This is a genomic window from Marinicrinis lubricantis (assembly GCF_042658665.1).
Classification (GTDB): domain Bacteria; phylum Bacillota; class Bacilli; order Paenibacillales; family KCTC-33676; genus Marinicrinis; species Marinicrinis lubricantis.
The window spans coordinates 64,952-85,397 of sequence record NZ_JBHSQV010000187.1; the positions used below are offsets into that span (position 1 = coordinate 64,952).

At 45.3% G+C, this 20,446-nt stretch carries 23 protein-coding genes; 4 read left to right on the top strand and 19 right to left on the bottom strand.

The genetic code is table 11. From position 1 onward, the window contains the following. Window positions 1–153: 153 nt before the first annotated feature. Window positions 154–2,466, top strand: coding sequence for a helix-turn-helix domain-containing protein (locus ACFPXP_RS22210; protein WP_379896693.1), 2,313 nt, complete (start codon window positions 154–156; stop codon window positions 2,464–2,466). Window positions 2,467–2,633: 167 nt separating this feature from the next. On the opposite strand, the gene ACFPXP_RS22215 is transcribed toward ACFPXP_RS22210, so the two are convergent. From ACFPXP_RS22215 to ACFPXP_RS22280, 14 genes are all read right to left on the bottom strand, one after another. Then, window positions 2,634–3,404 carry a carbon-nitrogen hydrolase family protein gene (locus ACFPXP_RS22215; RefSeq protein ID WP_379896694.1) on the bottom strand — a complete coding sequence of 257 codons (771 nt, stop codon included), beginning with the start codon at window positions 3,402–3,404 and terminating at the stop codon, window positions 2,634–2,636. A 214-nt stretch (window positions 3,405–3,618) separates the two neighbouring features. Beyond that, complete coding sequence (locus ACFPXP_RS22220) at window positions 3,619–4,047, bottom strand: VOC family protein (RefSeq protein WP_379896814.1); 429 nt, start codon at window positions 4,045–4,047, stop codon at window positions 3,619–3,621. 63 nt (window positions 4,048–4,110) lie between these two features. Next, entirely contained in the window at window positions 4,111–4,830 is a 720-nt protein-coding gene (locus ACFPXP_RS22225) for a VCBS repeat-containing protein (RefSeq protein ID WP_379896695.1), read from the bottom strand. A 63-nt stretch (window positions 4,831–4,893) separates the two neighbouring features. Continuing rightward, window positions 4,894–5,592: an ABC transporter permease gene (locus ACFPXP_RS22230; RefSeq protein WP_379896696.1), complete on the bottom strand. Its 699-nt coding sequence runs from the start codon at window positions 5,590–5,592 to the stop codon at window positions 4,894–4,896. Next, window positions 5,585–6,508 (bottom strand): ABC transporter ATP-binding protein, encoded by a 924-nt coding sequence (locus ACFPXP_RS22235; RefSeq protein ID WP_379896698.1) that lies wholly within the window; start codon window positions 6,506–6,508, stop codon window positions 5,585–5,587. Before ACFPXP_RS22235 ends, ACFPXP_RS22230 begins: the two co-directional genes overlap by 8 nt. A 168-nt stretch (window positions 6,509–6,676) precedes the next feature. After that, window positions 6,677–7,612: a sensor histidine kinase gene (locus ACFPXP_RS22240; protein WP_379896699.1), complete on the bottom strand. Its 936-nt coding sequence runs from the start codon at window positions 7,610–7,612 to the stop codon at window positions 6,677–6,679. 3 nt (window positions 7,613–7,615) lie between these two features. Further along, on the bottom strand, window positions 7,616–8,311 hold the full coding sequence (locus ACFPXP_RS22245) for a response regulator transcription factor (protein WP_379896700.1): 696 nt from the start codon (window positions 8,309–8,311) through the stop codon (window positions 7,616–7,618). A gap of 124 nt (window positions 8,312–8,435) precedes the next feature. After that, window positions 8,436–9,089, bottom strand: coding sequence for a pyridoxine/pyridoxamine 5'-phosphate oxidase (locus ACFPXP_RS22250; protein ID WP_379896701.1), 654 nt, complete (start codon window positions 9,087–9,089; stop codon window positions 8,436–8,438). Between the two features lie 118 nt (window positions 9,090–9,207). Beyond that, window positions 9,208–9,537: a chaperone CsaA gene (gene csaA, locus ACFPXP_RS22255; protein WP_379896702.1), complete on the bottom strand. Its 330-nt coding sequence runs from the start codon at window positions 9,535–9,537 to the stop codon at window positions 9,208–9,210. 55 nt (window positions 9,538–9,592) lie between these two features. After that, on the bottom strand, window positions 9,593–10,801 hold the full coding sequence (locus ACFPXP_RS22260) for an MFS transporter (RefSeq protein WP_379896816.1): 1,209 nt from the start codon (window positions 10,799–10,801) through the stop codon (window positions 9,593–9,595). A 75-nt stretch (window positions 10,802–10,876) separates the two neighbouring features. Continuing rightward, the gene (locus tag ACFPXP_RS22265; protein WP_379896703.1) at window positions 10,877–11,452 is read right to left on the bottom strand and encodes a TetR/AcrR family transcriptional regulator; all 576 of its coding nucleotides are present in this window, start codon (window positions 11,450–11,452) and stop codon (window positions 10,877–10,879) included. A gap of 85 nt (window positions 11,453–11,537) precedes the next feature. Further along, a complete protein-coding gene (locus ACFPXP_RS22270) occupies window positions 11,538–12,521 on the bottom strand; it encodes an SPL family radical SAM protein (RefSeq protein WP_379896704.1) in 984 nt (327 codons plus the stop codon). A 98-nt stretch (window positions 12,522–12,619) separates the two neighbouring features. After that, window positions 12,620–13,420: an alpha/beta fold hydrolase gene (locus ACFPXP_RS22275; protein ID WP_379896705.1), complete on the bottom strand. Its 801-nt coding sequence runs from the start codon at window positions 13,418–13,420 to the stop codon at window positions 12,620–12,622. Continuing rightward, a complete protein-coding gene (locus tag ACFPXP_RS22280) occupies window positions 13,417–13,974 on the bottom strand; it encodes a PadR family transcriptional regulator (protein ID WP_379896707.1) in 558 nt (185 codons plus the stop codon). The genes ACFPXP_RS22275 and ACFPXP_RS22280 overlap by 4 nt, the downstream gene beginning before the upstream one ends. Before the next feature lie 167 nt (window positions 13,975–14,141). Here ACFPXP_RS22280 and ACFPXP_RS22285 point away from each other — a divergent pair, with 167 nt between their 5' ends. Continuing rightward, the gene (locus ACFPXP_RS22285; protein ID WP_379896708.1) at window positions 14,142–14,456 is read left to right on the top strand and encodes a hypothetical protein; all 315 of its coding nucleotides are present in this window, start codon (window positions 14,142–14,144) and stop codon (window positions 14,454–14,456) included. Continuing rightward, window positions 14,453–14,623, top strand: a complete 171-nt coding sequence (locus ACFPXP_RS22290) for a hypothetical protein (protein WP_379896710.1) — start codon at window positions 14,453–14,455, stop codon at window positions 14,621–14,623. Before ACFPXP_RS22285 ends, ACFPXP_RS22290 begins: the two co-directional genes overlap by 4 nt. An 80-nt stretch (window positions 14,624–14,703) precedes the next feature. Here ACFPXP_RS22290 and ACFPXP_RS22295 read toward each other — a convergent pair whose 3' ends face one another. After that, a complete protein-coding gene (locus ACFPXP_RS22295; RefSeq protein WP_379896711.1) occupies window positions 14,704–15,690 on the bottom strand; it encodes a Gfo/Idh/MocA family protein in 987 nt (328 codons plus the stop codon). Window positions 15,691–16,182: 492 nt separating this feature from the next. On the opposite strand from ACFPXP_RS22295, the gene ACFPXP_RS22300 reads away from it, so the two are divergent. Further along, a complete protein-coding gene (locus ACFPXP_RS22300; RefSeq protein ID WP_379896712.1) occupies window positions 16,183–16,956 on the top strand; it encodes a MerR family transcriptional regulator in 774 nt (257 codons plus the stop codon). Window positions 16,957–17,030: 74 nt separating this feature from the next. Here ACFPXP_RS22300 and ACFPXP_RS22305 read toward each other — a convergent pair whose 3' ends face one another. The 4 genes from ACFPXP_RS22305 to ACFPXP_RS22320 form a co-directional block, all read right to left on the bottom strand. After that, window positions 17,031–17,714, bottom strand: coding sequence for a TetR/AcrR family transcriptional regulator (locus ACFPXP_RS22305; protein WP_379896714.1), 684 nt, complete (start codon window positions 17,712–17,714; stop codon window positions 17,031–17,033). A 47-nt stretch (window positions 17,715–17,761) separates the two neighbouring features. Continuing rightward, the gene (locus ACFPXP_RS22310) at window positions 17,762–18,799 is read right to left on the bottom strand and encodes an ABC transporter permease (protein ID WP_379896715.1); all 1,038 of its coding nucleotides are present in this window, start codon (window positions 18,797–18,799) and stop codon (window positions 17,762–17,764) included. Then, a complete protein-coding gene (locus tag ACFPXP_RS22315) occupies window positions 18,796–19,530 on the bottom strand; it encodes an ABC transporter ATP-binding protein (protein WP_379896716.1) in 735 nt (244 codons plus the stop codon). Before ACFPXP_RS22315 ends, ACFPXP_RS22310 begins: the two co-directional genes overlap by 4 nt. Before the next feature lie 169 nt (window positions 19,531–19,699). Continuing rightward, complete coding sequence (locus ACFPXP_RS22320; protein WP_379896718.1) at window positions 19,700–20,440, bottom strand: class I SAM-dependent methyltransferase; 741 nt, start codon at window positions 20,438–20,440, stop codon at window positions 19,700–19,702. Between the last annotated feature and the right edge of the window lie 6 nt (window positions 20,441–20,446).

Here is a 20,446-nt window from a genome sequence, read left to right on the forward strand (position 1 = left end):
GAAAATTCAAATGAAATATCCGTCCACTCTCCGGCACCCACTCACAGTCCATTCAAATAAAATGATCATTCGCTTCAAAATGATTATTGTCTCTTTCGTATATGGAAGGATAGAATGAGGATTAGACGATGCTTGGCTCGAAAGGTGGTACCCATGAACAGACACAGTCTCTATACGAAGATGGTTTTATTCGGCTGCGCGGTCAGCATCATACCACTCATCGCGCTTGGCTTCTTTTCTTACATGAAATCGTCCAATTCGATTCAAAGCCATGTCATTAAGAGCAATATACATACGATGAATCAAATTAACGCCGGCATCGAGCAAATATTGCGAACCGTGGATTATACGATGAATTATGTAATCAATACGAATATCGTACAAGAAGCCATCTACCAAAAGCTCTCTTATAGGGATTTTCAGCTTTATAATCATTTGGCAAACGAAATGTCGCTGCTTCAATCCCAAGAAACGAAAGTGACCGATGTGATCCTGATCAGCAAATTATCCGGATGGCTCGTGAACAACCGCGGCTTGTATGATTTGGAATCCTATGAATACAAGGAAATATTAATGGAGCTTTCAGAGGGGCATACCAAAACGACATGGAATGTGCTGGAAACCAGAAAGCTGGGTTCAAGCGATAATCTTGTTTCGGGCTGCGATTATACGATAACGCTTTCAAAAAGAATGAATATGTATATCACCGAAGAAAGAGGCGTCATCATTGCGACCATTCCTGCTTGCAGCTTAGCGGAAATCATCAACGTGCCTTCTGAACAAGAAGCGATGGTGGTTGACGCCCGCAACCGCATCATCATACATCCCGATAAAGATAAAATAGGCATGCGATTAACAGATTTGGGCTATATTTCTGAATATCAATTAGGACGGCTTTCGGATGCGTCCGGACAATTTTTGTCTGAAGATTCGAAGCACCCGATCTCCGTCACCTATGTGAAATCATCCTATAATGATTGGACCTATATATCCTTTACTGAAATGTCGGAAATGACGAAGGAATCCAGATCGATCGGATGGTTTACGATTTATTTATGCTTGCTCATTATCGGAATCACCGTCTTGTTTGTATGGCTGGGCAGCCGCAAGGTGTATTCGCCGATCTATAAGATGTTTAGGGAAATTTCCGAACGGGTTCCTGTCTATAAAAAATCCAATAAAAATGAAATTCAAATCATTAATGACCATATTCGGGAGCTGTTCCATTCGAACACGAAATTAACGAGTGAATTAAGTCGGAACAGTGAGCAAATCAAGAGTATATTCCTTCATAAGATGTACCTCGGAAACGGAAAAATTTCCGAAACCGAGGACAAGCTCAAGCGATTTGGGCTGACCGAGCAAATATCCCGTTGGAAGCAATTTGCCGTCATTACACTTCAAATCGACCTCATTGAAAATACTCGATTTGAAGCGGATGATCTGGATCTGCTCTTATTCGCAATCAATAACATCATTGAAGAAATGGTGCCTGCCAGCGACAGATTGCCCACGATCATTATCGATCAAACCCATGTTACGCTGCTCGGCAGCCATGATCAGTCCGTTGACGGGTTCAAAGATGTTGTCTATAAGCTGACCGAGAATATACAGCAGAATGTTCGGGCGTATCTGGATTTAGACGTCAGCATTGGCATCAGCTTGCCGTTCCATGATTTCCACAAAGTCTCAAGAGCGTACCGGGAGGGAGTCGAGGCATTAAGGCATCGTATGAAGCTGGGAAAAGGCGTCATCATTCCTTACTCCAGCTTGAACGCAGGTCATCACAGCAACGTCTACTTCTATCCGAAGCAGCTTGAGAATGAGCTGATGGATGCCATACGCCTGGCCGATGAAAAGCGTGCGCATGAAACGTTGAAGCAGTGGCTGGATGAAGTATTTCTGAAGGATCGGACGCCTCACGAATATCAAATTTCACTCATTTGTCTGTTAAATGAATTCATGATCGTCATGCAGGAGGCAGGCATATCGCAAACGTCCCCCGCTGAAGAAGAGGGTTCTTATTATGAGCAGCTGCTGCAGCTGTACATTAGTTCCGAAATTGAGACATGGTTCCGAAATAAAATTATTGCCCCGATGATCAACGTATTCCAAGATCGCCAAGCGTCTCAGTACCATAACATTTCGGAGCAAATCATCGACATCATTCAGAAGGAATATGATAAGGACTTAACCTTAGACGAATGTGCATCTAGACTCCATTATAATGTGTTTTATTTAAGCAGTATTTTTAAGAAGGAGACCGGCTTGACCTTTAGCGAATATTTGGCAAACTATCGGTTGAACAAAGCGAAAAAGTGGCTGGTGGAAACGGAGCTCCCAATCAAAGAAATCGCTGAGCGGCTGACATACAACAACCCGCAAAATTTCATTCGGTATTTCCGCAAACAGGAAGGCATGACTCCAGGACAATACCGAAAAAATTACAGCGGTCGCAAGGAATAGTCATTTTGATACATTTCTGAAAACCAATTAACAGCCTCATCAAAATCAGCTTTAAGCTAAAATTACTAGTTCAGCGGCAGTCTGGATGTGGAATTTATGTCCTTGGCTGCCGCTGCGGTACTATCGGACCCGTTTGCTCATTATTTATGTTTCGATCACGCGGTGGTTCAAATGGTTATTGAACTATAGAGTATGCCCTCGCTCCAATCTCTTGTTTCAGCAGTGCATCTCCCCAGAGGATCGAATAGATATCCGCCGCCAGGGAAGTCTTCGTCGATTGTACGCCCAGCTTGTGTGGCCACTCCAATGTAAAGCGAATGGTCAGCCGCGTATTTCCCCAACTTATCCATGCAATTGCTTCTCCACCAGTGGAAACCTGAATACCAATTTCTAGTTTCTTGTTCCCCATACAATCCGGGAGCGGCACTTTCAAAAACGATCGTCGCACCCTTTTGAGCATATTCTGCAAAGATTTTCGGATCATCGATGTCCGCACAGACGGACAAGCCGAACGTCAGCCCGGAAACTGTAAATATCGGTTGTTGATCGCCAGGAGAGAACCACTTTTCTTCATCATCTTTTATTGTTTTCTTTCGATAGGAACCAAGTAATTTCCCATTATAGGCTACGAATTGATTGATATAAGGCTTTCCCCCTGGATTGTGCTCTACAAATCCAGAAATCACACAACTGGAGTAAATATCGCTTAATTTGACGACTTCGCTGACTGCCGGATGGTCAATAGATATAATGGCGTCCGTATACTTGGCAGGATCTATGTATCCCGTGATATTCATTTCGGGAAAACAGATGAAATCCGCCCCATTCGCGCTGCTCTCGGAAATATACTTACGCATCGACGAGAGGTTGTGATCAATATCGGCTTTTTCACTTCTCATCTGTATCAAAGCGATTTTCAAGGCACTCTGTTGTTTCATTGATCGTCATCCTTCCTAGGCATTCATCATCATGGTTATACTGCTGTGTACTATGCTAGTTGCTGACCATCGCCAAAATTAGCGAAATCATCAGTTCCGTCACTGCATCTGGTTTAAGTTAATAAAATTCGATGAGCATCGGACTGGAAAAGGAAAGATATAAATAATCGAATTCGAAAAATCAAAGTAAAGCTCTATGAAAGAAACCACTCCATCAGGAGTGGCTTTCGATTTCAGTATAAATTTGAAAGGTTACACCGTATTGATCAGTGACATCGCCAAATCCTGGGCTGAACGGCGTCGCTTCAAACGGCATGTTCACGTGACCGTTCTGACGCAAGGCTTCAAAAAAACGTTTAGACTGTTCCAAGCTGTTTGTTGTAATACAAATGGTGACCTGTTTTCCTCTTGGAATAGAGGAACCGCTGGGCGCATCCGAAAACATAAGTTCCGTTTCGCCAACTCGTAACCTCGCGTGTGCTACAAGATTCTTTAAATCATCCGTGAACGTATTCGGCATATCCGGCATATCTCCATAGGTTATGATGGATAGGACTTCGGCGCCGATGGCCTCTTCATAAAACTGAATCGCTTCTCTTGCGTTCCCTTCCATATTGAGATAAGGGGTAAGCTTCACTGTCATCATCAATCAACTCCTTTTTTTCCATCATAGCCTAGCAAAAAGGAGTTGATTTCTTTTCATTTGCTATGCTCCAAAAATAGCCACGTTCTGGTTTGCCAGAGTAAACTGATTCCCTCTCCATGCTAAGGTATTCAAGTAATAGCCTAACGAATCCGCGTTATATCTTCCTGCGATTTTCTGATAAGCCAGCAGTTCATACACTTGGTTGGAATCGAAATCGACCGGATACAGTCCGCTCAGCGGATTCACAAACCCGCTAATGGGCTGCTTGAGCTTCCCGTTCGCATCATAGATTTCGTTTAAATAATCTGCGCCTTTATACGTTAGATCAATGATATATTTCTTTTGATTCGCCTTGCTGATCGCTTCGACTTTGAAGTTGTCCTTGTAAGTGACCTCATATGAATACGTCTCATTGTATCGATTAAAATCGAACAACAATCGCGGCATGTTATTCACGAACGAATAGATGTAGTGATACATGATCCCGCCGCTGCCGCCAGAATCGATGCTGATCAAAATATCACTCACTCTATTCCCAGTGAAATCGCCTAAAAACAATCTTGGATTGTAGCCTGCGTTTTCCTGAAGAGGTACTCGCGTGATTCTGCCTCTTCCGCCATCTTGTACGACTAACGTGATCTCTTGAATAAAAGGACTATCCTGCGTTCTTATCCCTGTTAGATAGACATGATCGAGGATTCCGTCACCCGTCACATCTCCTTGTGCAGAAGATACGATACTCGAAACCACTCTATACGCCCTGAAATCGTAATCATCCATACGCTGCTCCTCTATATCCGTAGTGTTGTCATTATTATATGGGCGTATAGACATTTTGGTACTTTACACATCCCCCAATTGATTGATCGTTTTGACCGCCAAGTAAACACTCGCCGCGCCTAAAACACTCAGCACAGCATACAGTACATCCTGATTCAGCGTAATACGCAGCAGACCCAGTAAATTGTGGAGCTGTATCAGAAACACGGCACAAATGACGGTAGGTATAACCGCTCTTCTCCAAATTCCAAAAGGAAACAGTGGAATCAGGCTGGCCAACGCAACGACGGCCGAATGAATGATCGTCCTCACGGTAAAGTTCATCAAATCCGCCATGGATGGTTTTCCATCGATGACATCTATGAACCTATCGAATACATAGGTCGTGATCCCTGCAAGTACGAAAGATATCATGGTACACAAGAAAACCGCCAAAAAGATAAACTGAACCTTCGCCATGACCAGTGTTTTTCGGCTGATCGGATATCCGAACGAAAGAGTCATCGTTTTGTTCTTATATTCTTCAATGAATACATGATTAATGAGGGAAGCTCCGAACAGTACAAACCCCATTTGAATTGGCAGCATGAGACTGAGCGCATCGGTATAACTGTTCCCAAACTCCACAAGCGGCGATTCAGCCAGGACGACCTTCAGAAAAAATACCGGCAAAAACATCAGAATCACCCAATAGACTATCAATTCGCCGAACACTTTTTTACGCTGCAATTTTCTCCATTCCAGTTCAATCAGCTTATTCACCGCTCACGCCTCCTTGAATTTGATGATAAAAATAATCCTCCAGCGTGCTCGTATGCTTCTGGATCTCCTCGATTTCAATATCGTGAGATACCAGCATTTTTGAAATTTCACTAGGGGATGCGCCTGTGTTGTAAATCCGAATTTTCTTATCCTGCACAATTTTCATATTAGAAAGGTGAAGTTCTGTTTCCAGCAAATAGACCGATTTTTGCACATTCGAGGTGACAAGCTCGATATAATTCGTCCGAAGCTTTCGAATATCCGCCAGCGCCACTTCATTGACTAGTTTTCCATGCTGAATGACGCCAATTCTGTCAGCCACCTGCTCAATTTCGCCTAGAATGTGGCTGGATAATAGAAAAGTAATGCCATACTCCTTGTTTAACATCCGGATTAAATCTCTCATCTCTTTGATGCCGATCGGATCCAGCCCATTGGTCGGTTCATCCAGCACGATCAGCTCTGGCTTCGTAATCATGGCCCGCACAATGCCTAAGCGCTGCTTCATGCCCAGCGAGAAATCCTTCACCTTTTTATCGTCGATCCCCTGCAAACCCACCATATCCAGCGCTTGAGTAATCGCTTTATGGTCATAAAAGCCAAGATATTCACAGTGAATTCGAAGATTCTGCATGGCCGTTAAATGCTCGAAAAAGATCGGATATTCAATGATGCTCCCTACTCGTTTCAAACCATCCTTTGATGCTTCGGTGAGCTTCTTGCCAAATAGCATGATCTCTCCAGAAGTAGGAATGATGAGTCCGGTGAGCATTTTCATCATCGTTGTTTTCCCCGCGCCGTTAGGTCCGAGTAAACCGTAGATCTCGCCTCTTTTTACATGGAGATTAACATCCGATACAATGGTTTTGCCTTTTACTGCTTTTGTCAGTTCATGAGTTCGAATGACTTCATTCATGGAAATTGAACCTCCCGCCTTCAATTCGTCTCTTGGATTACTTCTATCATAAATCAGAGATTGTATGGTTTTTCTTTCTCATTTCTTACAAGTTTCTTAAGTTCGGAGAATTCGATAAAATATGTGAAAAGGAGGCGTTCAGACAGAACCCCTCCTAAAAGCGTCGTTTCAATATACCATTTGTTTAAACGTACAGGTGAACGTTGTTTTCTCATACGGTTTGCTTGTTAACTGAATCGAGCCCTTCATCGCCTCCGTTAAACGTTTCGAAATGCTAAGGCCTAACCCGCTCCCCTGAAATTGCGGGTTCCGGGCATCGTCTAACGTGTACAGTCTTTCAAACACACGGTCTTGGTGCACTTCCTCGATTCCTTTACCCCGATCCCAAATGTCAATGGCAACAGCTTCTCCTTCTTCTCGCAGCGTTAAACCAAAAACGCCCCCATCCATTCCATACCGGATCGAATTCGATATTAAATTGCTCAATATCCGGTGCAGCGCCTGCTCATTGCCAAGAATATAAAACGGCCGCTCCGGAATATCGAGCTCCACCCGAAGTCCTTTAGTTTCAAGCAGGTCATAATATTCAAGCACACTCTGCCGGCAAATCTCATTGATAGATATTTTGCTTAACGGGATTTCATAGTCTTCCGATTCGATTTTGACCAGGTCAAAAAATTGATTGAGCAGGGCAATCAGATGATTTACTTTATCGTTCAACCGCCTAATAACGTGGCTTTGCTCTTCGTGACTCATCGGTTTTTCCTGATTCAGCTTCTCCGCATATCCAAGAATGACCGTCAGGGGCGTTTTTAAATCGTGCGACATGTTGGATATCATTTTCCTAAGACTGTCCTTCGTTCTGGCATAATCGGCAATGATCTTTTGGTTGTAATCCAGAAGACGGTTGATTTGAATGAGCAGCAGCTGAATTGCCTGCTGGTCAGTCTGGACCAACACTTTCTCAGCCGTTTCGTGTTCAATAATATCAGACATTTTATTGGTGATTTCATTGATATTTCGATACAGCCTTCTGCGGGCGAAATATTGCCAAACATTGATCAGGATCAGAACGCCAATGATTGAGCATAGGATGATGATCATGGCCTACACCCCCAGCTTATATCCGATTCCCCAGATGGTGCGAATGTACTCAGGGGTTGACGGATCCTCTTCGATTTTTTCCCGAAGTCTGCGAATATGTACATTTATGACGTTTTCATTCCCGAAATAATCATCTTCCCAAATCAACTGGTAGATTTGCTCCTTCGTGAACACCCTGCTCTGATGCGTGAAAAACAGCTTCAAAATATGAAATTCCTTGGAGGTGAGTTGTACGTTCTGCCCCCTGACTTGTGCCGAAAACGTATGTAAATCAAGTATGACATCCTTATATTGAATCGTATGAGAGGCTGGCTCGCTTTCCGCTTGAATATATTGCGTAGCCCTGCGAATAGCCGCCTGCACTCTGGCCGTTAATTCAATTATGGAGAAAGGCTTGCTTACATAATCATCAGCCCCAAAACCAAGGCCGAGTGCCTTATCGAGGTCGCTGTCCTTCGCGGATATAATCAAGACAGGCACGACGCTGGTTTCCCGGATTTGTTTTAATAAATCCATGCCGCTAACCTTAGGGAGCATTAAATCGAGTAATATGAGATCGAACTTCTCTTTACGAAATAGTTCTGCAGCTTCCTCACCGTCAAATGCGGCCACAACGGTGTAGTTCTCCTGTTTTAGATGGCTTGCGATCAATTGGCTGATTTCCCTGTCATCCTCTATGAGCAGAATGCGCTTTGACATCCATTTCTCCCCTCAAGTACCTCAATTCGGGTGTTTCTCTTTAACCTATATATCTTTATTCGACTTCTAAAGAGGAATAGATCATATCTATATAACTATATCACACGGTACAACTTTGGAAGTATCAGGTCCAGAGTCTCCGATGCTTCCATTGCTCCTCACTCCAATAATACTGAATCCGGGTATGCTTACGTCTCGTATCCCCTTGCCAAAATTCGGCCTCCCTTGCTTTCAGTGCATACAGCCTCCAATTAGGGGTGGTGATATCCGGTTTGCGGCGGATTCTCTGCTCCTGCGCAGCAAGTGAATACTTCAGCTCTTCCTCACTTGCAAGCTCCCGACTCTGATTGCCCGCTAGCGCAATGGCACGGGCTTCCGCCGATCGTTCTTGGAAATCGGCAGCACTGGCCGCATCTCCCATATCTTCAACGGTACCTCGCAAGCGAATTTGCCTGCCTAAAGTCGGCCAATAAAATGTCAGCGCCGCTTTCGGATTCCGCTTCAATTGCTGCCCCTTACGGCTCTCAGCACTAGAAGCGAAATAAAATGTGTCGTCCACCACATTCTTCAATATCAATACGCGAGCATCCGGATAGCCGTCAGCATCCATTGTAGAAAGCGTCATTGCATGTGGTTCCTTCACTTCGTGCTCAATGGCTAGGTTCAGCCATTCCATAAATAACTCGCCAGGTGCTGCTGGCAAAAGGTTTATATCAAATGGAGGAAAAGGACCGGACAATGTTTCTAAACTTCTTAAAATTTGCTTCGGATCGATCATATGGAATCATCCTCTTCATTTTCGTTTGAACTATTATATCTTTATTTCCACCACGTGGTTCAGCGAACTGAAGATTCAGGCAGCTAAAAACTCAACCGACGGCATATAACGTGCATGATTAAGCTATCGGTGTCCCGTTTTTAACGGGTACATCGGGTTTTAGAAGGACCACATCGCCTTCCTCCGGGACGCCTCCAATGACCAACACTTCAGATGCGAAACCCGCGATTCGCCGTTCCGGTAAATTGACGATGGCGGCCACTTGAGTACCTACGAGTTTTTCCGGATCATACCTTTTCGTAATTTGTGCAGACGAACGTTTCATGCCGATTTCGCCAAAATCAATTTGCAATTTAATAGCAGGTTTGCGTGCTTCCGGGAAGGCCTCCGCCTTTACCACTGTACCAATACGGATATCTAATTTCATAAAATCCTCTATTGTTGCCACGATGATTCCCTCCAACGATTTATATTTGTCTATTACCTTTATTTCTATAGGATATTCACTGTTCCTTCCGTTCCTTCTTCTCCGTCATATAATAAATCAGCGCAGCGGTCGGAAAAGCCATACCGATGAGCAATGCAGCTTTCCAGCCGCCCAGTGCGTATGCCCATCCTCCTGCAGCCGATCCTACCGCACCGCCGGCAAAAAAGATGGCCATATATAAGCCATTCAACCTGCTACGAAACTGTGCTCCTAACGAGAATATCGCGCGCTGCCCGAGTACGAGATTTGCTGAAACTCCCATGTCTAATAAGATGGCTGAAATGAGCAGGATGAAGATTGCGAAAGTTGAACCGTTCTGGATGACAAAAGGTAAAGTGACGGAAATAAATACGAAGATCAAAGCCAATCCCGTGGCAGGACGAATCCATCCTCGATCCGCTAGACGGCCTGCCACAGGTGCAGCCGCCGCCCCAGATACACCAACCAATGCGAACAGCGCAACTTCTTTTTGCGAAAAATGAAACACCGGACCCGATAAGAACATAGGAACCGTCGTCCAGAATAAACTGAATGTACCGAATACGCAAGCATGATAAATCGCTCTGCGCTGCAGGATAGGTGTCGTTTTAAGCAAATGAAGCATCGATCCCAGAAGTGCAGGGTATCGGAGCGAATAGAGCGGCTTCCTGGAAGGAAGTGCCACCGCGAGTACAAGAGCCAATATAAAAATAGCGGCGGACGATAAATAATATACAGCCCTCCATCCCATGAACTCCGTTACCATACTTGAGAGGGGACGAGCGAGCATAATTCCGAGCAACAATCCGCTCATGACATTTCCTACGCTACGGCCTCGCACAGCATCTGGCGAAAGATGAGCTGCGTAAGGAACGAGCACCTGCGCTGCAACGGACCCCAGCCCAATACATAACGACGCTGTCAGAAAAAGACCTGTGCTTTTGACTGCGGCTGCCATCGCCAAAACCACGGCAGTAAGAAACAAACTCACGACAACCAGCTTTCGATTCTCAAGGATATCTCCCAAAGGAACAATAAAGAATAATCCGATGCCGTAACCGATTTGAGTCAGTGTGACGATTAATCCTGCCGCCCTGGAGGATAATTCAAGATCTGAACTAATGAGGCCCACTAAAGGCTGAGCATAATATAGATTGGCGGCAATAACGCCGCAAGCAACCGCAAGAATAAGTATGGTCCATGACGAATAAGTTCTCTCCATTTTTTCAGTTTCAATTGAACTCATCATAAGCGCCCCTTCGAAAGTCAAATAAGAAACCTATTTCTGGAACGATTGTTCCGATAATATTAAAAAAATTTTCTATAGCATCTCGATCAGCGTACCCACCATATCTTCCATCAATTTCTTGTCGGCTTTCACCTTGGATACGACGTTAATGCTGTAATTCAGGTTAAGCAGCAGGTGCGCCAGTACTTTGATGTCTTTTCGGGAATCGATTTCTCCTGTCTGCTGACCTTTACTTAACAGTTCGTAGAAGGACTGCTCTAATTCCTCGAAACTGTCCCTGATGAATTGCCGCAGCCTTTCATCCGGTGAATCGAAACCCATCGTTGCATTCGTGATCATGCATCCTTTGGGCAGATCCTCGTCCAATGCGGAAGCTATATGCTGCTCGAAATACTGCCTAATTCCTTCTTTTGCGGACGATGCACCTAGGAGGAGGTTTCTCTTATATTGCCGTATTTTTTTGTAATGAAGGATGGCTTCCATGTACAGCGTCTCTTTATCCACGAAAGTTTCGTACAAGCTTGATCTGCTTAATCCCATTGCTTTTAATAAATCCGGTATGCTTGCCGCGTCATATCCTTTTTCCCAAAAAACGAGCATCGCCTGATGAAGTACCCGCTCCTTGTCAAACTCTTTTGAGCGTCCCATTGGTATTCCCTCCCTTATGTTAGAGGAGTATACCATTTCCGGAATGATCGGTCCAGTATAGTTTTTTCAGTTCATGTCATTCGTTTCAAAAAGAAAACGACAGCTGCTCCAATGGCAGCCCTCCAGCAAGCTGTTCAAGGCTTACGGTATTTTCATCGTCACAAGGGTTTATTTTCTTGATCTCTTCTTCCTTCAGAGACTCAACACCGAAAGCATACTTTCGGCGCAGTTCATCGGTCAATCGGTGAATGCTTTCCTGATATGCTTTCGTCGAATAAGCTCCGCTGTACAGCCGGTAGTAGCCTGGCAGTTTATCCGGGAAATGCTGCTTGAGCATATTGTAATATCCTTTCTTCACATCTGGAGAAAGCCTTAGCACCGAAGTCATCACAGAAGATGCCCCGCTCTTTCGGGCTGCCTCGAAGACGGCCTCCAATTGTTCCTCTGAATCTGTCAGGAAAGGAAGGATTGGAGCCAAGAACAACGTCGTATCCACTCCATGCTGCACTAATTGCTCGATCGTCTCCAGTCTTTTGGCAGGCAGAGGCGAACCCGGCTCCAACGTTCTTGTCAGCTTCGCATCCAGTGTGTTCATACTGATATTCACCGAGATATGCGGCGGCATGACCGTAATCAGATCCAAATCTCTTAAAATCAATGGTGAGCGTGTCGTAATCGATGTCCGTATCCTATACTTCGCAAGCACCTTTAGGCATTCCCTCGTCAGTTTCGACTTGCCTTCAACGGGCTGGTAAGGATCGGTTGCCGTACCGATCGCCACTGCGCCCACATAACGACCAACGGCGTCAATATCATATTTAAATCTTGCTGCAAGCTTGGCAAGCTGAGCTTCGAGTGCCTCTGCCGCATTCATTTTCATCATGATGTGGTTTTGGAATTCATCGTCTGCACCGTGCTGAATGAAGGCTTGAAAACCACGAGCGTAGCAGAAGCTGCAGCCGTGCGCGCAGCCCCGGTACGGATTAATGGACCAATCGAACGGCATCCGCTCCTCTTTTACCCTGGTCATGGTCTGTTTCGTCGTAATCGATTCATACGTTTTCGCCATGTGCCCAACCCTCCATATATACGAACGTTTGTTCCTAAATATTATCACAGTCGCCATATGAATAAAAGAGGGCCTCGTTTCAAAACCCATAGGATATGTTAGCTTTGGTTTAAAAACTCCAAAACGATCTTGCTGAACACTTCGGGCTGCTCCAAATGGGGATAATGTCCGCAGCCGCTCATTACGATTTTCTTCGCGTTCGGAATGTTCTCATGCACCACCCTGCACGCTTTTCTATTAAAGACATGGTCCCTTTCCGGTTCAATGACGAGCGTTTTGTTATCGATTTCCTTCAGACGCATGACGGCGTTAGGTTCTAATGGCTTCTGCAGCGAAGGATTCCCCGTGTAGAAAGACTCATTGCCCAAATACAGTTCCCTAAATCGCTGTCTCCGGGTTTCAGTTTGCGGAATCAGATACCGCCAAAATTTTTTACGTAAGAGCTTCTCTACAGCTTTATCCATCCCGCTTCTCCGCACGCGCATATAATCCAAAATTCCCTCCAGCTTCATCCGAAAAGGAATGTTCATTCCATTTACAGATGGCCCGACCAGGACAAGCCTATCCACATATTCGGGATACTGCAGCGAAAAATCAATTGCCACCGCACCGCCGAAGGATGATCCAATGAGATGCACACGCTTTAATTCAAGTCCATCCAGTACCGCTTTAAGCGTTTCAGCATGTGAAAAAGGTTTTACAGCAGGCTCGCTTTGACCGTACCCTCTTTGATCGTACCTCAGTGTCATGTACTGTTCAGAAATCCGATCAAGCGCTTCTTCCCATATCTCACTGCCAGAATAGCCTCCATGCAGAAAAAGAACTGCTTGGCCCTTCCCACATGAAAACACCTTGATAGACGTATCATTATCTTTAATAATCTGAATAGAACTCATCATTCCCTCTCCTTTTTTCCGAGTGCAGACAAACTATCGATCACTTCACTGCACCATCTTAATCGAGCTTCTGTTGACAGCAACCCGTACTGAATGGTCAGAGTCCAGAAAGGGTAGCTCTCATGATCCTTGAATTGCTTTAGCCCAGCGGCCTGTGCAGTAATAGAATCCCTCATCTGCTGCAGCTCTTCCTTCTCATTTTCGAATAGTCCGAGCAGATTGAAACGATCCTCCGGCTTTGCAAAAAACAATTTCAGCATCAACTCATCCCGGTAGGTGATTGGATTCACGGGCTCCGCAATCCAGCTGCGAAATGCTTCTGTCCCCGCGTCGGTAATCTTATATATTTTCTTTTTTCTTGGATCCTTCACGTCTTGCTGGACGACTGCGTATTCCAGTTTAACTATTTCCCGCAATGTCGGATAAATTTGACCATAACTCTCGCTCCAAAAATACCGAATCGATCCGTTAAAATGCTTGCGGATATCGTATCCAGACTGCGGCCCTTTGGCCAAAATACCCAGAACTGCAAAGAACGTATTGTTTTTCCTAGACACATGCATCAACTCCATATATATCTTTTAGATATATGTTAAACTTTCGTTATTTTTCTTCATATCCGTCAAAATACCCATTTTGAGGAATTCAAGGAACGAACAGCAAAAAATTTCCATTGTACTGTTTTCGTAGGATTTTGTCATTACAAAATGAACCTTAGGTCATTATGATTAAAATGACACGGAGTCGGGACAATGCTCGCCATAAACTGCTGCTGAAGCGCTACGAACAAGGTATAGCAAGGTTTACAGAGCTGCTTCAAATCGGTGTCGAGCGCGGTGAATTCTCACCTATGATGGACATAGAAGACATCTCTAAGCTTGCCGCTTCCTTTCAAGAAGGCATCATGACTCATTCCATCAGCGTCGGTCTCGAGAAGCCAAACACCAAGATGCCGTTTCAAGCGCTGATCGAATATTTGAAAAGCCTGCTGCAACCCGTTCTCGTTAAAAAGGCAGTTCCTGAGGAGGAGCTGCAATGACGGGTCTTTTTCGCAATCCAACGTTCTGCAAGCAGTTTTTGGCGGCATTTACATCGCAGCTGGGAACCGTGATCGGGAACATGGCCTTTGCGTATTATCTCGTTGACACATACAGTGAACGGCCGTCATTAGCCACGACAGCGGAGCTGATGACTTATGGCGGATAAAAACGCATCCATATGAAAAAAACCGGTCACAAGATGACCGGTTCATATCTTTGTATACTAGCTTTTCAATGAAAGATCCCTTATTCCAGATCAGCGGGGTAAACAAGCCCCATTTGCTTTCGGGACTCCTCCATGATTTCAGCAACAGCTAATGAGCAGGCATGTGAGTTGGTTTCGGACTGCTTCTTTCCTTGCCGTATCAGCTCGATGAATTCAATCACTTCGTACGTCATTGGAGGCTTGTCCTGCACGAAAGAAAGCTGCTCTTTCCGCCCGTCCCGATAATGAATCGTCAGCTCCGTCGGCTCACTTAACTTGTCAATGACAATGCAGCCTTGTTCCCCCTGAATCTCAGACGGAAGGGTAGAATCGGTAATTTTGGAGTGTGTGACGACGGCTTCCATATCACGGTAAGATGCGATCACCGAGCCTTCTCCATCGACTCCCGATCCCAGCATATAGCCATTTGCCTTTACATCGGACGGTTTGCCGAACAACGCCACCATCGGGTATATGCCGTATACGCCCAGATCCATAAGCGATCCATTCGAAAATTCCGGCTTGAAGGCGTTCATCACATTTCCTTCAAGGTATGCTCCATACCGCGATGAATATTGGCAATAGCTCGCAGCATAACGTCTTACGGGACCGATTTTCTGCAACCCCTCCTTAATGGCCTGAAATGAAGGCAGCAGCGTCGTTTTCATCGCTTCCATCAGTACCACACCGTTAGCCTCAGCCGCTTCGATCATCGCTTTCGTTTCCCGCACATTCGATGCAAATGGCTTTTCACACAATACATGCTTTCCGTGATTCATGAACAGCATCGCTTGATTAGCATGCATCGAGTTTGGACTTGCGATATATACGGCATCTATAAGTTCTGATGAAGCCATCTCCTCCAAATCCGTGAACGTATGAGGAATCTCGTATTTTGCCGCGAATTCCTCTGCCTTTTCTTTCGTTCTGGAATAAACCGCCGCCAGTTCAAATCCATCCGCTTCACGTCCAGCAGCCACCAATCGATCTGTAATCCAGTTCGTCCCAATCAATCCAAAACGGACCATCCTTATCCCTCTCTTTTCTTTTCACTTTATAGATCCAATTATGTTTAAGAATAACAGAATCGTTTCCAGAATGCATTCATCATAACGGAGCACCGAAGAGCTTCCGTCCAGAAGTAAGTGGCATAGCGATAAAAATAAACCGAGTGCAAAAAAGCACCCGGCCTCCAATCAACTGCTTATTTAGATCTTTTCTTAAGCCATGGATATAATGCGATATGCACGAGGAGAAACCTCATCACTCCTTTTCATCAGATTCGGGAGCTTATGATAGTGATTTCACCTGTTGTTTCCAATCCCATTATCGGTAAAAGCTCCAAATTTATCAATATCGCAAAATATCTTTGCTATTCGATCCATATGTGGTTACTATTCCAATCAGACAGACTTTATGCATTGCAAAAATGCTGCAATCGGCACAAAATGTATTCAAAAAAAGCTGTTGACCTTTACGCTGCGTAAAGGTGTAGATTAGAGGTGTCAGGAGGTGAGCTTATGGAATACACGGTGCAAAAGCTAGGTCATCTGGCAGGTGTCAGCTCTCGCACGCTGCGGTATTATGATGAAATTGGCATTCTGAAGCCGGCCAGAACCAATTCATCCGGTTACCGCATTTACGGGCAAAACGAAGTTGACAAGCTGCAGCAAATTTTATTTTACCGCGAGCTGGGGGTAAGTCTCGATGAGATTAGAGAAATCATGAACGACCCTGACTTCGACCGTGCCAAAGCGCTGGAAGAGCATCATCGCAAGCTCCTTGACAAAAGAAAGCAATTGGAGCTGTTAATTGCCAATGTGGAACGAACGATGGCAAGTACGGAAGGGAGAATAACGATGAACGATAAACAAAAATTCGAAGGCTTTAAACAGCAAATGATCGATGAGAATGAACAAAAATACGGAAAAGAAATTCGGGAAAAATATGGAGATGAGACGGTGAACCAGTCCAATGAGAAGCTGCAAAATATGACACCTGAACAATACGAAGAAGTCACCCGACTATCTAATGAAGTCAAAGACACATTGGCCGAAGCTTTCGAAACAGGTGATCCTGCCAGCGACATCGCTCAAAAAGCTGCAGCGCTGCATAAGAAGTGGCTGATGTTTTATTGGAGTGAGTACAGCAAGGAAGCACATGCGGGACTCGCACAAATGTATGTGGATGACGAGCGGTTCAAAGCTTACTACGATGAGAGGCAGCCAGGGACGGCGGAGTTTTTACGAGATGCCATCCATATCTACACGGGCTTCAAGCCGCAGAATAGCTAGTAACATGAGAAAAGGATATGCACAAGTCAGTTATGACGATGTGCATATCCTTTTTTTGTCCTGCGATCCAGCCGTTATTCTTCCGCATTCTCTTCCGACCTGCCTGCAATGCCATAAAAAAGCAGATCCAGCGTACGTTCAATTTCTTCATCCTCATCAAACGGAAAGTCCGGGCGAAGAAAAACATGAAACACGATCATCCCAATGAGCATACTGGATGCGGATCGCATAATACGCCATGGCGGAGCCTCTACGATAAACCCCTGCTGCTGAAAATGCTGCAGTGCGTTTTCAATACGCTTCACCACAATATTGGTCATCAAGTTCTTCACCTGTTCCAGCAGCTCCGGTTGAAAAGGTACTTCATTGAACAAAATTTTGATCAGTTTGATGTTGCTGCGAGCAAATGCAATTCGATCCTTGGCAATCGCTCGAAAAAAATCTTTTGGCCGATCATAAGGAGAATCAATCACCTTTACAAAATCGTTCAGCAGAAAGGGGGCCACCAGCTTTACCGCAATCGGCCCTGCAATCGCAAGCAGCAAATCCTTTTTCGTCTTATAATGGCGAAAGATCGTCCCTTCCGCTACGCCGGCCTTCTGTGCAATTTCGCTCGTCGATGTCGCGGAATAACCTTTCTCCGAAAAAATCTCTACTGCCGCTTCCAAAATCTTCGCCTGCTTCTCCGTTTTCTTCTGATCCCCCTCATCTACCAAACGGAGCAGATCCTTCAACCACTCTTCCCTTTTTTCCGACATGAAGCAACCTCTCCTATCCGAACACGTTCACAGATAACCACAGAATACTATATTTTTCGATGCTTACGCAATGCGAAAACGTTCGCCGTCATGAAGAACAAAGTGAGCAGAAGAAGGACGGACAATTCCAATGCAATAGAGCTCAAGCCTTCGCCGCGAATCATAACACCTCGCAGGGCATCTGCGCCATATTTAAGCGGTGTAATATGGGTTAACCAGCGAAGCCATGGAGAAATGCTCTCGAGATCGAAAATGCCGGAGAAGAACACCTGCGGTACGATCACGATCGGAATAAACTGAATCATCTGAAATTCCGTATTGGCAAATGCCGATAAAAAAGTACCAAAGCTGAGCGCTGTAAATGAAAGCAGAAGCATAATGAGAAGTACAAGCCAGAATGAGCCCTCTATCAAGCTTCCCAGCACACCAACCGTGTATCCGGCAATGAGAACTGCCTGCAGTCCCGTGAAGATCCCAAAGCCTGCCATGTAGCCGACAACGATCTCCCATCTGCGAAGCGGTGTGGCAAGAAGACGTTCCAATGTGCCGCTCGTGCGTTCCTTTAAGAACGAAACACCTGCAATAAGAAATACAAAGAAGAAGGCGAATAAGCCGATTAAGACCGGACTGAAATGATCGAATGTAGACATTGCTGCTGAACCATGAAGATATTCAATCACAGGGCTCGTCGATGTATTTTGAAGCTGTGCGGCAAGTTGCTCCTGCCGCATGGCTTGAAAGACCCCCAGTACGGCGCGGTTCCGGTTCGGATCACTGCCCTCCAGCTTGATGTGCAGTAATCCTTCTTCCTGCCATATCATCGCATCCAGCTGCCCCTGAGCCAGCTTCTCCTCCGCCTCTTCCATCGTACCTACTGCGGTCACGTCCGCTTCATTCTCCATCAGATGTTCTTTCATCGCCTCGGGAACTTGAACCGTACCGATGCTGGGCTTTACCGTATCCCCGTTAAACACAAGGTACATCAACGACAGAACAAGCAGCGGTGCCGCGATGAGCAAAGCCATACTGCGCTTATCGTGAATAAACTGACGAATAATGCGCCTGATTAACGCCGAGATTCTCATGAACGGACTCCTCCATAATACAGGAATGCTTCCTCAATACTCGCGCTGCCGCTTTCCTCTTTCAGATGCTCCAATGTACCAACAGCGATCAAGCTTCCATCGCGAACCATGCCGAGTCGGTGGCATTTGTCCGCCTCATCCATCACATGAGTTGTGACCAGTATCGTCGTCCCTTGCCTGCTTTGTTTCTCGAGTTCATCCCATATCGATTTGCGAAGTACCGGATCGATGCCGACCGTTGGCTCATCAAGAATAAGCACCTCCGGTTCATGCAGCAGCGCGATCGCGAGAGACAGCCTCCTCTTCATGCCGCCCGAGTAAGAACCGACCTGACGTTTCAGATGCTCAGTCAAACCTACAAGCTCCATGACCTCCAGCATACGCTGATTCAGCTTTTTTGCCCGTAAACCGAACAATGAGCCGAAAAACTCCATATTTTCTTTCGCTGTCAGTTCCGTATATAAAGCATCGGACTGAGCCATATAGCCGATTCGGTTCATCATCTCCAGCTTAGGCATAGACGTGCCCAACACTTCAATGGTGCCGCTTGTCGCCTCATCAATGCCGGCGATCATTTTAACTAGTGTCGTTTTGCCTGATCCGGAAGGGCCGAGCAATCCGAATATTTCACTCCTCTGAACTTGCAGGCTGATGCCATGCAGCACCTCTCTGTCACCGAACTTGCGGACAACCTTTTCCGTCTGAATACAGACTTCCTGTGAATGGTTCAACTGCTTCACCTCTCCGTACATTTGGATGTGAGTAATCACTCACTTTTTTTAAGTTCATTGTATGCCTCGTTGACCGAACGGTCAAGTGAGTAATCACTCATTTTGAATAAAAAACTCCTTCCTCGTACAAAAAAAAGTGCCGGACCAACCCCAGCACCTATTTCTTATCCTATAATCTTGAAGTGAAATGTCTTCCGATGATCATCCCATCCTTATATCCGTCATTTCCGAAATAATCTTTCGCCAGCAGCATATATAACCTTGGATGAATCATGGACACGATATTTCCCTTATTTTTCATGTATTCCGCTTCTAATCTCGGATATGTATGCAAATCTTCCAACTTCACATAGATCATGATGTTTTGGGCATACCACCACTGCACGTCCTCATTCTCCCATATTTTGCTCCGAATACAATCTACAGCCGCAAAACCGCACTGATTGAATTTATCCAACCAGTAGCCCTGCCACTGCTCGTTGATGTGATGCTTTCCCCCTTGGTATGGAACTGCGGCGGAGAATAGTATGACTGAACCCAGCTTCGTTAATGATTCGATGAACATATCCGCAGAGGTTTCGGGCAAATGCTCTGCCACCTCCAATGAAACGACAAGATCAAATCTTCGGTCCAATTCGAAAGTCTTAGTCAGATCCATTCCTCTGTATTGCTCCACAGGAATTTTGAGCAGCTCTTCATCGACGTAATCCCCGTCAACGCCAAAGATGTCCGCGATGCCATACCCTTTAAAAACAGAGAGCCATCCTCCCGTTCCACAGCCAATATCTACGACGCTTTTCACATCAAGCAGATCTAACACATGCGGAACGATTTGTTGTGCTGATTTTATTGATCCATCTTGTTGTTCAGCGAAAAACTGGTGATCGTACATCTTCTTTTTCAGAGACATAGCACT